This window comes from Sphingomonas sp. IC-11 (assembly GCF_021043365.1).
GTDB lineage: Bacteria > Pseudomonadota > Alphaproteobacteria > Sphingomonadales > Sphingomonadaceae > Sphingomonas.
On sequence record NZ_JAJNDU010000001.1, the window covers coordinates 666,914 to 679,709 of the forward strand.

Sequence of the window (12,796 nt, forward strand, 5' to 3'; positions counted from 1 at the left end):
GTGCCGGCTCGGCCACCATGACCCGGGCCAGCATGGCCGCCGCTGCTTCTCGCGAGGGGCAGCGGCCGTGTCGCATCGTTAACCACAACTCAACCATCCTCCTCCATTGCCCCTGATGCACTGCTATGGGGCTGCACACAGATGGCGAAGAATGACGGCGCGGTTGATGTTGCGATCATCGGCGCAGGACCCGCCGGCCTCACGGCAGCATATCTGCTCGGCAAGGCCGGCTATTCCGTGACCGTGATCGAGAAGGATCCGCGCTACGTCGGCGGGATCAGCCGTACCGTGGAGCACAACGGCTACCGCTTCGACATTGGCGGCCACCGCTTTTTCTCCAAGTCTCAGGAAGTGGTGGATCTCTGGAATGAGATCCTGCCTGACGACTTCATCGAGCGGCCCCGGATGAGCCGGATCTATTATGAGGGCAAATTCTACAGCTATCCGCTGCGGGCGTTCGAAGCGCTGTGGAACCTCGGCATTTTCCGATCCGCTCTATGCATGGCGAGCTTTGCAAAGGCGAAGGCGCTGCCGAACCGCAAGGTGAAGAGCTTCGAGGACTGGACCGTCAATGCGTTCGGCTGGAAGCTTTATTCGATCTTCTTCAAGACCTACACCGAGAAGGTGTGGGGTATGCCCTGCGACGAGATGAGCGCAGATTGGGCGGCACAGCGTATCAAGGGGCTCTCGCTCTGGGGTGCCGTAACGGACGGCCTGAAGCGCAGCCTTGGCCTTAACAAGCGACCCAATGACGGCATGGCGGTAAAGACGCTGCTGGAGAGCTTCCGCTATCCGCGCCTTGGCCCGGGCATGATGTGGGAGGCCGCGCGCGATCTGGTGATCGGCCACGGCAATCGCGTGCTGATGGGGCACAAGCTGAAGCAACTCGCTTTCAATGAGGTGACGGAGCAGTGGACGGTCACTGCGGTGGACTCGGCTGGCGAGCCGGTGGCCATCCGGGCGACTCATGTCATTTCCTCCGCTCCGATGCGGGAACTGGCCAGCCGGCTGCATCCGCTGCCCGCGACGCTGCCGGAAGCGGCCAACCTGAAGTATCGCGATTTCCTGACGGTGGCGCTGATGATCCGGTCGCCGGATTTGTTCCCGGATAACTGGATCTACATCCACGATTCCAAGGTGAAGGTCGGCCGCGTTCAGAACTTCCGCTCCTGGTCGCCGGAGATGGTGCCCGATCCTGACCTCGCCTGCGTCGGGCTCGAATATTTCTGCTTCGAAGGCGACGGGCTGTGGGCATCGAGCGATGAAGAGCTTGTTGCACTTGCGACGAAGGAAATGGCGCAGCTCGGCTTGTGCCGCGCGGAGCAGGTCGTCGGGGGCACGGTGGTGCGCCAGGAAAAGGCCTATCCCGTCTATGACGAACATTATGCGGCCAATGTCGAAATGATGCGGCAGGAGATCGAGGCCCGCTATCCGACGCTGCACTGCGTCGGTCGCAACGGCATGCATCGCTACAACAACCAGGACCACGCGATGATGACGGCCATGCTGACGGTGCGCAACATCGAGGCGGGCGCTCGGGTGTACGATATCTGGGCCGTGAACGAAGACGCTGAATACCATGAAAGCGGGAACGAGGGAGAGCAGGTCGCACTCGGCAGCCTGCGGGCCGTGCCCGAGCGATTGAAGGCCGCTTGAGCCCGAGGGGCGGCCGATTACTGCCCGAGTGACCTGCGAAACAGGCCGAACCGGCACCCTCAGCGAGCGAGATTTGGCGTCGATGCACGGAACAGCGACGGATATGAGCGTGCCCGCATCGCGGCAAACCGGCGCTGCTGCCGGCAGCGGGAACAGCGGCGGCGTGATGCGCGCTGCGCTCGTCGCTTGGCTCATCGCGTCGCTCATCTTCCTGATGATCGGCGCCAAGGATATCAATATCCTTCGCTTTTCGGACCCGGACGACGCGATGCGCCTTCTCGAAGTGCGCGATTGGCTCGCCGGTCAGAGCTGGTGGGATGTTGCCCAGCACCGGTTCAACCACGGCCACTTTCCCATGCATTGGTCACGGCTGGTCGACTTGCCGTTGGCCGCCATTCTGATCACCGCTACGCCGCTGCTCGGCGAACCTGCCGCAACGCGATTGGCCATGACGATCGTTCCGTTGCTGTTGCTGCTCGCGACGATGCTGCTGTTGGTGCAGATCACGCGCCGCACCGCGGGGGTCGAAGCGGCTCGATATGCCGCATTGCTGACGCCGTTGACCCTGCCGTTGGTGGCGCAGATGCGCCCGCTGCGCATCGATCATCACGGTTGGCAGGTCGTCCTGGCACTGGTGGCGGTCACATGTTTGCTACACAGGCCCTCGGCGCGCCTTGGGGCGCTCGGCGGACTGGCACTGGCCGCCTTGCTGACCATTTCGATCGAAGGCTTGCCAATCGCGATCAGCATTGCCGCGGTTGCCGCCGTGGCCTGGGTCTGGAAGCCTGAACGGCGTTCGTTCCTGCTGGCGATGATGTGGGTTCTCGCGGTTTCCGCCATCGCACTCCATCTGGTGACTCGGGGGCTAGGCTTCTTCCAACCTGTTTGCGACGCCATATCTCCGGCCTGGCTACTGACGCTTGCGGTGGCGGCGGTGAGCACCTCGGTGGCTGTGTCCATCGGCCGATCCACGGCGATCGCTCGCTTCGCATCTTTGGCCATCGCAGGCGCGGTTACCGGGGTCGTTCTGATCCTGTATGCACCTCAATGCCTCTCGGGGCCGTTCGCAACGCTTCCGCCGCTCGCCTACCAGATCTGGTACCTGAATGTTCTCGAAGGCCGGCCGGTGTGGCAGCAGCCAATCTATCAGGCGTTTGTGACGATGGCAGTTCCAGTCGTGGGCCTGATTGCCACCTCCGCCACATGGTTAAGGGCAGATTCGGAACACAAGCCACGCTGGGCCATGTTGCTTGTGCTTTTAATTGCGGCGACCACGGTGACGGTGTTCGTCGATCGAGCCGGAGCAACAGCCAATGCTCTGGCGATTCCAGGTGCCGCGGCCATGCTGCTCGCCCTGCTCATGCGAGCGCGCGCCATCCCCAATGTTGCTGTAAGAACAGCGGCAACCGCTGCAGCGCTGATCATCACGTCACCTGGTTATCTCGCGGTCGCTGGTCTGGCGTGGGCGAGGAGCGGCGACCCAGTGTGGCACCATCGAACTGCGCTAAACGAGGCCGGAAAGACCTGCAGGACGATCACTGACATCCGATCAGTCGCCGAGTTGCCACCCAGCTTGATCTTCGCGCCTCTCGACGTCGGTCCCGAGATACTCGCCACGACCCAGCACCGGGCGATCGGCGCCGGCTACCATCGTTCTCCGCAGCCAATGACGACAATCATCCGTTCCTTTGCGGCAGGGCCGGAACATGCAAGGCGGGCGATCCTCGCCAGCGGCGCTGACTATGTTGCGATGTGCCCGGGGCTGAGCGAAACTGAACTGTATCGCCAGAAATTTCCTGCCGGCTTTTCGGCCCGCCTCGAACGTGGCGAGCAGTTCGACTGGCTCGAACCGGTCGCGCTGAGCGGGCCGGCACGGGCATGGCGTGTCATTCGGCCCTTGCCCTCGCCGACGCGCCGCCCGTAAGGCGGTCTGATGGACCAGTCGGGGGCGCCCCTTCGTTGGTGGCAGACGCGCACCTTTGTCGCACTCGCCACGCTGATCGCGATCGTTCCGTTACTGTGGCCGGATATTCCGCCGCTGGTCGATCTGCCGGGGCATATGGGGCGCTATCGCGTGCAGCTCACGCCGCTGGCGCATGCGCCGTGGCTAGCCGACTGGTACAATTTCGAATGGTCGCTGATCGGCAACCTGGGCATCGACCTGCTGGTGGTGCCGTTTGCCGCGCTTTTCGGACTGGAGCTTGGCGTCAAGCTGATCGTAATGACGATCCCGGCGCTGACGGTCGCTGGGCTGCTCTGGATCGCACGCGAGGTGCATGGGCGAATCCCGCCGACAGCCCTGTTCGCGCTGCCGCTCGCCTATAGCTACCCGTTCCAGTTCGGGTTCGTAAACTTCGCCCTTTCGATGGGCCTGGCACTTTGCCTCTTCGCCTTGTGGCTGCGGATGGCGCGTCTGAAGCGTATAGGGCTGCGCGCTGCGCTTTTCGTGCCGCTCTCCTGCCTACTTTGGCTGTGTCACACTTTTGGCTGGGGCGTGCTCGGGGTGCTCGCCTTTTCTGCCGAGATGATCCGGCAGCACGATGCCCGCAAGGATGCGGGTTCGGGCCATTGGTTCGAAAGCTGGGTGCGCGCCGGGCTCGGCTGCGTTCCGCTTGCCTTGCCGATGATCCTCATGATCTTCTGGCGTTCGGGTGATCATGTCACCGGCCAGACGGCTGATTGGTTCAACTGGCAGGCGAAGGTCGCCTGGGTGATGATGGTCCTGCGGGATCGGTGGGAGTTCTGGGACGTAGCGTCCACCGCCGTGTTCCTGCTGGTTCTGCTCAAGGCCATTCGCGATCCGGCCATCGAATATTCTCGCAATCTGCTCCTGTCGGCCCTGTTCCTGGCCGCCGTCTACCTCCTGCTGCCGAGGATCGTCTTCGGATCGGCCTATGCGGACATGCGGCTTGCGCCCTTCGTCGTCGCCGTCGCCCTGATCGCGATAAGGCCGCGGATCGGCATGACGCTGCGCCATGCCGGCGTGCTCGCGATGCTTGGGATGAGCTTCTTTCTGGCGCGCACTGCGGGCACTACGGTCAGTTACTGGCTGTTCGATCGTGATTACGACACCGAGCTTGCCGCATTGGACAAGGTGCCCGTGGGTGCGCGCCTCGTATCCTTCGTGGGAACGAACTGCCGCAACGAGTGGAAGATGAGTCGCCTGGAGCATCTGCCGGCGATCGCTCTCGTCCGCCGCCTCGCCTACACGAATGATCAATGGTCCATGCCCGGCGCGCAGCTGCTCACGGCTCGCTACACGGCAGCCGGCATGTTTGCGCACGACTCCTCAGAGATCGTGACGCCCGGTTGGTGCCCGCGGGAGTGGTGGAAGCCGATCGACTTTTCGATCGCCCGTTTTCCCCGAGAAGCGTTCGATTACGTCTGGTTGATCCGGACTCCGCCCTTCAACCCTCGCTACGCGAGTGATCTCGATCGGATCTGGCGCTCGCCAACTGGCGCAAGCGCGCTACTGACCGTCAACCGCGAACGGCCGACGCCGCAGATTACGGACGAAGAACTCTACCCGCGATGGTTCCTGGAACTTCGCGCGCGTCGTATCCGCGAGCAGCAACTTCAGCTTCCCCCTCCGCCGCGCTCCTGAACCGTCGGCGCGTCGTTGCATCGCAGAAATTTTGCTGCGCCGCGGCACTTGTCGCCTGTTCAGGTGTTCAGACCTGAAAAGGGGAGGGTCACGCCTTGAAGGGATGCTTGGCGGCTGGAGCCGCGATGCTGATGTGCCTGTCGGCACCGGCAACTGCGGATACGAACCACGGCGGGCAGATCTGGGGCAGTATCCAAGTTACCGCACCACTGACCGACGACGTCTTTTTGACCGGTGAAGTTCAGCCACGCTTTTCGACCCGCAATGCTGCAACTGCGCCAATCACCATCATTCCGCCGATCATCTCGTGGCGTAAGAGTGAATCTCTGATCCTGTCCGCCGGCTATCTCTACGCCTTTATCGATGGTGCGCGCCTGCCGCGGGACCTGCACGAAAACCGATTCATCCAGCAGGCATCCTACCGAGTTGGTGCGATCGGGCGCATCGGTATCCGCGCGCAAACCAGGTTTGAGCAGCGCCAGAGATCTACGGGCAAAGACTGGAACCTTCGCGTGGCGCAGCAAATCCTGCTCGCAACGCCGCTAACCAAGAAGGAGAGCGGTGGCCCCGTCGGCGTTGTTTCCGCGGAACTTTACTGGAACCTTACCGAGGCTGACTGGGGCGCTCGCAAGGGCTATGACGATCTGTGGACCTTCGTCGGAGTTCAGCTGCCGGTATCGTCGAGCACGGCGTTCGAGCTCGGCTATCTCAATCAGCGGCAGCGGCAGGTGAACGGGCGCGTGAACATGAACCATGCGGCGGTGATCGGCGTGTCGTTCCAACTAGCCCGAAAGATCGTACCGCCGAAGGTTGTGCCGACGACCGGGCCGGGGCTTCAGGCGGTGGCTGATCGTGAGCCCGTCCGCTAGGTCAGCCCCCCTTTCGGAACGGAGTGAGACGTTCAAGAAACTGCTGGTCCATCTCCACGGCCGCCCGCTCGCGCACCAGAAAGTCGGCCACAGCGCGGCGGAAGCCCGGATTGGGGATGTAATGCGCCGACCAGGTGGGAACGGGAGCATAGCCGCGGGTGAGCTTGTGCTCGCCCTGCGCACCAGCCTCTACACTGGTCAGCCCGCGCGCGATCGCTGCATCGATCGCCTGATAGTAACACAGTTCGAAGTGCAGGAATGGCACTTCCTGTGTCGCGCCCCAATATCGCCCGTAAAGTGCATCCGCCCCGATCAAGTTCAAGGCACCCGCGATCGGAACGCCGTCCCGCTCCGCAAGGATCAGAAGCAAGCGATCACCCATTCTTTCTCCCAACAAAGGGAAGAAGGAGTGGGTGAGATAGGGGCGGCCCCATTTGCGGCTTCCGGTGTCCTGGTAAAATGTCCAAAAAGCTTCCCACTCTCGCGTGCCGATCTGGGCACCCGTGAGATGGCGGATCTCCAACCCCTGAACGGCAGCGGCGCGCTCCTTGCGAATCGCCTTGCGTTTGCGGCTGGCCAGGGTCGAGAGAAAATCATCGAACGAGCCGTAGCCTTCGTTGCGCCAGTGGAATTGCGTTCCTTCGCGAATTAGCCAGCCGGCCGCCTCGAATGCAGGCACCTGATCCGGCGACACGAAGGTGGCGTGGGCCGAGGAAAGGTCGTGCTGGTCAGTAACGGCCTCCAGCGCCGCAATTAGCGCCGGCGCGGCGTCTTGATCACGGAGCAGCAGGCGAGGGCCGGGGACTGGGGTGAACGGAGCTGCGATCTGCAACTTCGGATAATAGGACCCTCCGGCCCGCTCCCATGCGTCAGCCCAGGCGTGGTCGAACACATATTCGCCCTGGCTGTGTGACTTGGCGTAAGCGGGCGCTACGGCGACGGGCGCGCCATCCGCGCCGTCCACAACGACGGGCACCGGTTGCCAGCCGCTCCGGCCGCCAACGCTTCCCGAATCTTCCAGAGTCGAGAGGAAGGCGTGGCTGACGAAGGGATTTCCGTTGCCCGCGCAAGCGTCCCACCATTCGGCAGGGATTTCGGCAACGCCACTTGCCAGACGGGCGGTGACGTTCATGGCCCGTCGTGCCCGCGGCGATTTTGGCCGCTTTTGATTATCTCGGAGGCGGCAACGGGAGCTCGGATGGCGAGGTGCCTGGAGCAGGATCGCCGCTCGCCATTGCTCGACGGGAGCGAGTGTGATGACAAGCGGGGATCGTACAAAGGCACGCTCAGCCTGAACGGAGCAGTGAGACTTAAGTTCAGTTGTTCACCGCGATGACGGCGTCGACCTCAACAGCGGCGTTGCGCGGCAGGGCGGCGACGCCGACGGCAGCACGGGCATGCTTGCCAGCATCGTCGAACAGCGCAACCATCAGGTCCGACGCACCATTTGCCACCTCGGGCTGATCGCCGAAGCCGGGCGCCGAATTCACGAAAACACCGAGCTTCACGATGCGCGCAACGCGCGACAGATCGCCAAGCGCCGCCTTGGCCTGCGCAACCACCATCAGCGCGCACAGCTTGGCCGCTTCCTGGCCGGCGGCAACATCCAGATCGCCGCCGAGTTGGCCGGTCACAACCTTGCCGTCGCGGAATGGAAGCTGGCCGGAAACGTGGAGAAGACCTCCGGCCTCCACAGCTGGAACATAGGTGGCAACGGGCGCGGCGGCGGTCGGCAGGCTGAGGCCGAGCTCCGCAAGCTTTTGATCAATACGGTCAGTCATGCGGGAGTTTCAACACCAGCGATCGGCGTCGGTCAATGCTGCGCAGGCTGACCTGCGGCAAACCGGTCGGTGATCCACGTCAGCGCCTCGGGCCAAACGTCGATGCGAGCGTGAGCGGCGGGGGCAGGTGGTACGCCCGGTGCGAGCGTCGGCTCCGCGACCATGTGCAGCCGGTGCACGTGAGGCGCGAGCTCCGCCACGGACTGATGGTGCATGGGAAGATCATCGATGAAGACCGTTACCGGGTTGCCATGTTCGGCCACGAGCGCCGCCACCGGACCTCCCTTGGGGCCCTGATTACACTCGACGCGATGCTCGATGCCGAACGCGGCGAGCTGGTCGATGCGGTGGCTGCGGCATTGATCCTGAAGGTTGGTCAGGATCACAATATCCGCGACCTCCGCGATTTGCGCCAAGGCCTCGCGTGCGTGGGGGACGAGCGTCTGACGGTGCATCTCTCCCGGAAAGAAGCCGTCCAGAAAGCCCATCATTTCCTCGCGCGACGGAACGCCGCCGTCGTGGCGACGACGCATGTTGCGGCCCAGTTCCCAACTGGTCGGCTCAAAATCGATCTCGTGCGCTTCGCCCAGCCAGCTTCCGAAATGGCGTACCATGTGCAGGAGTACTTCGTCACAGTCCGAAATGAGCAATGGTCGTGAGGGCTGAGTGATCATAGCGACTCCAGTTGGTGACGGGCGCGTACCAACGCTTCCGGCGGAACATCGAGCGATTGCGCACAGGCGATAAGGTCGGGTTCGTGCGCTTCAAGGAACTGAAGGCACGCAGCCAAAACCGACGAATCGGTCAGGCGGGCGCGAAGATCGTCGGGATCGAGGCCGGTGAGTGAAAGCAGCCGACCTGCCCGATCGGAATCCGACAAAGTCCAGGCGAGGGCGCGAAGAGCAAGCGCGTCAGCCGGTTCTTCGTTTGAAACGCCTCGTTTCATTGCCTATCTTCGCCTGCCAAACGGGGGAAAGACGCGCGTGGCAAAGAAGGTGCTCGTTGTCGAGGACAACGAACTGAACCTGAAGCTGTTCTGTGACCTGCTGCGTGCGCACGAATATGCGGCTGAACCAGTGCGTGACGGCCGGGAGGCGGTATCGCGGGCGCGAGAGCTTTCACCAGATCTGATCATCATGGACATTCAGATGCCCCATGTGACTGGCTATGAATTGATCCTGGAGCTGAAAAAGGACGGCGAACTGCAAGCCATTCCGGTGATGGCAGTGACAGCCTATGCGGGACGGGATGATGAGGAACGCATCCGCGCCGCCGGGGCGGAAGCCTATGTGTCAAAGCCGATCAGCCTGTCGCGGTTCATGGATGTGGTCGGCACCCTGATCTAGATACCGCAGTGCTGGATCTAGACCAACCCAAGCTCCGCGAGTTTTCCCATCAACGCCGGCGGGAGAGCGGCCATGCCGCTACTGTCGCCGCCCAAGTCCTCCGGGGCGTCCGCGTGCTCAAGATAGCGCCACCCCTGATGCGCGCGTTTGGGTCTCGCCGCGACCAGCCGCAGGACAGGATCAATGTGGATCGCAACTCGGCCGCCCTCAGCCTCGCCGAAGGACAGAATGGGCGATCTGGCCACTAGCTGGTGCTTGATGATCCAGAAGAGCGAACCGCGACCGGTGATCTCCTCATGACGTTTCGGCAGGTAGCGCGTCGTCAGGAACAATGGCCCATGTTTGCCGCGTTCCCGCAGGCGCTCCGCGAGATGCTCGACGTTGGTGTGGCCGAAGGCAACTTTGGTGATGTGTAGAGGTAAGGTTTCAGACGGCATGGAAGCCGCCATGTGGGGAGCCTCAGCCTACGAGGCCAGAGGCAGTCGCGAGCCCCAGAAACGCGAGGAAGCCGATTGAGTCTGTCGTCATGGTGACGAACACCGATGACGATACCGCCGGATCGGCATTAAATCGCTCAAGCATCACCGGGACCAACACGCCCGCGAGGCCGGCGACCAGAATGTTGGTCATCATAGCGGCCGCTATAACGCCGCCCAGCATGGGATTGGCAAAGATGAGCGCCACGCCTGTGCCGATCACCAGCGCCACGGTGGCGCCGTTCAGCAAGGCCACGCGGATCTCGCGCGTGATCGCGCGCGCGGTGTTTGACTGAGTCAACTGATTGGTGGCCATGGCACGCACGGTGACTGCCAAGGTCTGCGTTCCGGCATTCCCCCCGACGCCGGCAACGATCGGCATCAACGTAGCCAAAGCGACCATGCGCTGAATCGTGTCTTCGAACCGCGAGATGATGAATGACGCGAGCAGCGCGGTGAACAGGTTGGCAATCAGCCAGCGCACGCGCGCCTTATAACTGTCGATCACCGGCTCATTGATATCGCCTTCGCCAGCGCCGGACAGAAGCAGGGCGTCTTCGCCGGCCTCTTCCTGGATGATATGAACGATGTCGTCGACCGTGATCATGCCGACCAGCCGGCCGGAACCATCAATCACGGCGGCGGAGATCAAGGCATATTTCTGAAAGCGAAGCGCCACCTCCTCCTGATCCATATCGACGGGGATCAGCGTCTGTTCACGCTTCATCACGTCGGACATGGAGATCGACCGGGGGGTACGCAGGATCCACGACAATGCACAGGTGCCGACGGGCTTGTGCGCCGGATCCACGACGAACACTTCCCAGAAGTCGGTTGTCAGCTCCTCGTGGCCACGCAGGTAATCGATGGTGTCGCCAACCGTCCAATGCTCTGGCACCGCGATCAATTCGCGCTGCATCAGGCGGCCAGCAGATTCCTCCGGATAGCTCAGCGCCTCTTCGATGGCGGCGCGATCGTCAGGCTCCATGGCCCGGAGCACTTCGCGCTGCTCCTCGGCATCGAGATCCTCGATGATGGCTACGGCGTCATCGGTGTCGAGTTCGGACGCAATGTCCGCGACTTGGCGAGCGTCAAGCGCATCGATCAACTGTTCGCGAACATAGTCGTTCATCTCGGCGAACACGTCGCCGTCGAGCAGGTCCGCTACTGCTGCCGCAAGCGGCGCGCGCTGATCCTCTGGAGTAAGTTCGAAAAGGTCGGCGATGTCGGCGGGATGGAGCGGCTCGACCAGGCGTTTGGCCTCTTCAGCCTCGCCCGCCTCAACCGCCTGCAAGACGGCATCAACGAATTCGGGCTTCAGCCGATCGTCTTCGTCTAGCTGGTGTTCGCCTTCTTCGATGCGATCGTCGCCGCGGAGTTCGGTATCGCTCATCGCCCGCCTCCCAACCGGCTGCCTGCTCTTGTCGCGCCTCTAGCGGCAGAGCCTGCCGGTGCCAACCACGGCGATTTGCGTTCGCGTCGGGGCGCGGGTAGGGCGCCGCATTCCCGATGACCGGAAGGAGCCTGCCATGGCCGATACCTATAGCACGCTGGTGATGACGCTGGACGGCGGCGACGTCACGATCAAGCTGCGCCCCGATTTGGCGCCCGAGCACGTCAAGCGCATTGCCGAGCTTGCCAACGAAGGCTTTTACGACGGCGTCGTATTTCATCGCGTGATCCCCGGCTTCATGGCTCAGGGTGGCGACCCGACTGGAACCGGTATGCACGGTTCCGATAAGCCGAACCTCCGGCAGGAGTTCTCCAAGGAGCCGCATGTGCGTGGAGTCTGCTCCATGGCTCGTACGAACGATCCGAACAGCGCCAATTCGCAGTTCTTCATCTGCTTCGACGATGCCCGTTTCCTCGACGGTCAGTATACCGTCTGGGGCGAAGTCACCGAGGGCATGGAACTGATCGATGCGCTCCCGAAGGGCGAGCCGCCGCGCCAGCCCGGCAAAATCGTGAAGATGCGCGCTTCTTAAGCGACGTCGGCCAGGTTGTTGCGGGGTGCCGGCGAACCGGCAACCCGCACCACCTTGGCGTCGATGACGCGTCCTGAGGTCGCTTAGCGACGCCGATCGGAAGCTTTTATACGGTCTCAGAGCCCAAAGTGCTGATCAGCCAATCCCGAAATATGCGCACCTGTTTCAGTTGAAGCGCACGGGGACGGCAGACGAACCAGTAGCTGTAAGGACTCACTACCTCGATATCGAAAAGCCTGACGAGCCGGGGGTCGGCTGCGTCCTGGAAATGGCTTTCGTGCATAAAGGCGACGCCCAAACCCTGGGCCGCAGCCTCCAGCATCAGCGCTCCAGAGTCGAAATGATCAATGGCGAGAGGCTCGATGTCGTGCAGCCCCGCCGCCGTCCGCCAGGCGACGAATGTGTCTGGCATCTCCCGGTGAACCAGCGCAGTTAGCGTCGCGAGCTGTTCAGGGCGCACAACCGGATCGGAGCGCTCGATCAGCGACCGAGCGCCGATCACGTAAACTCTGTTCCGGTCGAGGCGGCGGGCGTACAAACCCGGGTCGACATCCCGTGCAAGGGCAATCACCGCGTCCAACCCTTCGCCCAGACGCGCCACGCCATGAGCACCGGTATCAATATCGAGGTGGATTTCGGGATGGGCGGCGCGGAGTTCCGCCAGCCTCGGAAAGAGCCGCTGAGATGCGAACAGCGGCAGCACCCCTAAGCGGAGCCGAAGAACTTCCACGGCGCTGGTCATCGATTCTACAGCGTCGGATAATTGGTCCAGCAGCGGCGCGATTTGGGCAAGAAGCCGGTCCCCGTCGCCGTTGAGCACCATAGCTTGATGCCGGCGATCGAAAAGCGAGCGCCCGAGGAAGCGCTCCAGTGTCTGCAGCCGGCGGCTGAGTGCCGGCGCGGAAAGCGCCAACTCTTCCGCAGCAGCTTTAACAGACCCAAGCCGCGCAACGGCGACGAACGCCTCGATCGCGGTGAGCGGAGGAAGTCGGCGCATGGGACGTTCAATCCTTCGCTGAACCAGGTTGCCACTAGACGCGCGTCAGCCGCTGAACCCGTACTGTTCGTGTGCAGATTTT

Annotated in this window: 13 protein-coding genes; 6 read left to right on the top strand and 7 right to left on the bottom strand. The window is 62.7% G+C overall.

The features are described from left to right. Nucleotides 1-141: 141 nt before the first annotated feature. The 4 genes from LQ954_RS03150 to LQ954_RS03165 all read left to right on the top strand — a co-directional run bounded on the left by LQ954_RS03150 (nt 142) and on the right by LQ954_RS03165 (nt 6,129). Nucleotides 142-1,656 (top strand): NAD(P)/FAD-dependent oxidoreductase, encoded by a 1,515-nt coding sequence (locus LQ954_RS03150; protein ID WP_231021913.1) that lies wholly within the window; start codon nt 142-144, stop codon nt 1,654-1,656. A gap of 103 nt (nt 1,657-1,759) precedes the next feature. Then, complete coding sequence (locus LQ954_RS03155) at nt 1,760-3,580, top strand: hypothetical protein (RefSeq protein ID WP_231021917.1); 1,821 nt, start codon at nt 1,760-1,762, stop codon at nt 3,578-3,580. A 9-nt stretch (nt 3,581-3,589) separates the two neighbouring features. Next, on the top strand, nt 3,590-5,260 hold the full coding sequence (locus tag LQ954_RS03160; protein ID WP_227770890.1) for a hypothetical protein: 1,671 nt from the start codon (nt 3,590-3,592) through the stop codon (nt 5,258-5,260). Between the two features lie 107 nt (nt 5,261-5,367). Beyond that, nucleotides 5,368-6,129 (top strand): DUF2490 domain-containing protein, encoded by a 762-nt coding sequence (locus tag LQ954_RS03165; RefSeq protein ID WP_227770889.1) that lies wholly within the window; start codon nt 5,368-5,370, stop codon nt 6,127-6,129. A gap of 1 nt (nt 6,130) precedes the next feature. Here the strand turns inward: LQ954_RS03165 and LQ954_RS03170 are convergent, their stop codons facing one another. The 4 genes from LQ954_RS03170 to LQ954_RS03185 form a co-directional block, all read right to left on the bottom strand. Then, nucleotides 6,131-7,261, bottom strand: coding sequence for a GNAT family N-acetyltransferase (locus tag LQ954_RS03170; protein ID WP_231021920.1), 1,131 nt, complete (start codon nt 7,259-7,261; stop codon nt 6,131-6,133). 184 nt (nt 7,262-7,445) lie between these two features. Then, the gene (locus LQ954_RS03175) at nt 7,446-7,910 is read right to left on the bottom strand and encodes a RidA family protein (RefSeq protein ID WP_231021922.1); all 465 of its coding nucleotides are present in this window, start codon (nt 7,908-7,910) and stop codon (nt 7,446-7,448) included. A gap of 32 nt (nt 7,911-7,942) precedes the next feature. After that, nucleotides 7,943-8,584 carry an HAD family hydrolase gene (locus LQ954_RS03180; protein WP_227770886.1) on the bottom strand — a complete coding sequence of 214 codons (642 nt, stop codon included), beginning with the start codon at nt 8,582-8,584 and terminating at the stop codon, nt 7,943-7,945. Further along, nucleotides 8,581-8,856, bottom strand: coding sequence for a DUF3572 domain-containing protein (locus LQ954_RS03185; protein WP_227770885.1), 276 nt, complete (start codon nt 8,854-8,856; stop codon nt 8,581-8,583). Before LQ954_RS03185 ends, LQ954_RS03180 begins: the two co-directional genes overlap by 4 nt. 37 nt (nt 8,857-8,893) lie before the next feature. On the opposite strand from LQ954_RS03185, the gene LQ954_RS03190 reads away from it, so the two are divergent. After that, on the top strand, nt 8,894-9,256 hold the full coding sequence (locus LQ954_RS03190) for a response regulator (RefSeq protein WP_227770884.1): 363 nt from the start codon (nt 8,894-8,896) through the stop codon (nt 9,254-9,256). Between the two features lie 17 nt (nt 9,257-9,273). Here LQ954_RS03190 and LQ954_RS03195 read toward each other — a convergent pair whose 3' ends face one another. Together LQ954_RS03195 and mgtE are read right to left on the bottom strand one after the other, a co-directional pair. Continuing rightward, the gene (locus LQ954_RS03195; protein WP_231021924.1) at nt 9,274-9,705 is read right to left on the bottom strand and encodes a DUF1489 family protein; all 432 of its coding nucleotides are present in this window, start codon (nt 9,703-9,705) and stop codon (nt 9,274-9,276) included. A gap of 10 nt (nt 9,706-9,715) precedes the next feature. Next, complete coding sequence (gene mgtE / locus LQ954_RS03200; protein WP_231021926.1) at nt 9,716-11,125, bottom strand: magnesium transporter; 1,410 nt, start codon at nt 11,123-11,125, stop codon at nt 9,716-9,718. Between the two features lie 136 nt (nt 11,126-11,261). On the opposite strand from mgtE, the gene LQ954_RS03205 reads away from it, so the two are divergent. Then, entirely contained in the window at nt 11,262-11,717 is a 456-nt protein-coding gene (locus LQ954_RS03205; RefSeq protein ID WP_227770881.1) for a peptidylprolyl isomerase, read from the top strand. A gap of 106 nt (nt 11,718-11,823) precedes the next feature. Here the strand turns inward: LQ954_RS03205 and LQ954_RS03210 are convergent, their stop codons facing one another. Next, entirely contained in the window at nt 11,824-12,714 is an 891-nt protein-coding gene (locus LQ954_RS03210) for a LysR substrate-binding domain-containing protein (protein ID WP_231021927.1), read from the bottom strand. Nucleotides 12,715-12,796: the final 82 nt, after the last annotated feature.

Bases quoted from the DNA above. Each gene is read 5' to 3' on its own strand.
- LQ954_RS03150 (WP_231021913.1), top strand. From the start codon at position 142: ATGGCGAAGAATGACGGCGCGGTTGATGTTGCGATCATCGGCGCAGGA.
- LQ954_RS03185 (WP_227770885.1), bottom strand. From the start codon at position 8,856: ATGAAACGAGGCGTTTCAAACGAAGAACCGGCTGACGCGCTTGCTCTT.
- LQ954_RS03175 (WP_231021922.1), bottom strand. From the start codon at position 7,910: ATGACTGACCGTATTGATCAAAAGCTTGCGGAGCTCGGCCTCAGCCTG.
- LQ954_RS03155 (WP_231021917.1), top strand. From the start codon at position 1,760: ATGAGCGTGCCCGCATCGCGGCAAACCGGCGCTGCTGCCGGCAGCGGG.
- mgtE (WP_231021926.1), bottom strand. From the start codon at position 11,125: ATGAGCGATACCGAACTCCGCGGCGACGATCGCATCGAAGAAGGCGAA.
- LQ954_RS03170 (WP_231021920.1), bottom strand. From the start codon at position 7,261: ATGAACGTCACCGCCCGTCTGGCAAGTGGCGTTGCCGAAATCCCTGCC.
- LQ954_RS03210 (WP_231021927.1), bottom strand. From the start codon at position 12,714: ATGCGCCGACTTCCTCCGCTCACCGCGATCGAGGCGTTCGTCGCCGTT.
- LQ954_RS03180 (WP_227770886.1), bottom strand. From the start codon at position 8,584: ATGATCACTCAGCCCTCACGACCATTGCTCATTTCGGACTGTGACGAA.
- LQ954_RS03195 (WP_231021924.1), bottom strand. From the start codon at position 9,705: ATGGCGGCTTCCATGCCGTCTGAAACCTTACCTCTACACATCACCAAA.
- LQ954_RS03205 (WP_227770881.1), top strand. From the start codon at position 11,262: ATGGCCGATACCTATAGCACGCTGGTGATGACGCTGGACGGCGGCGAC.
- LQ954_RS03160 (WP_227770890.1), top strand. From the start codon at position 3,590: ATGGACCAGTCGGGGGCGCCCCTTCGTTGGTGGCAGACGCGCACCTTT.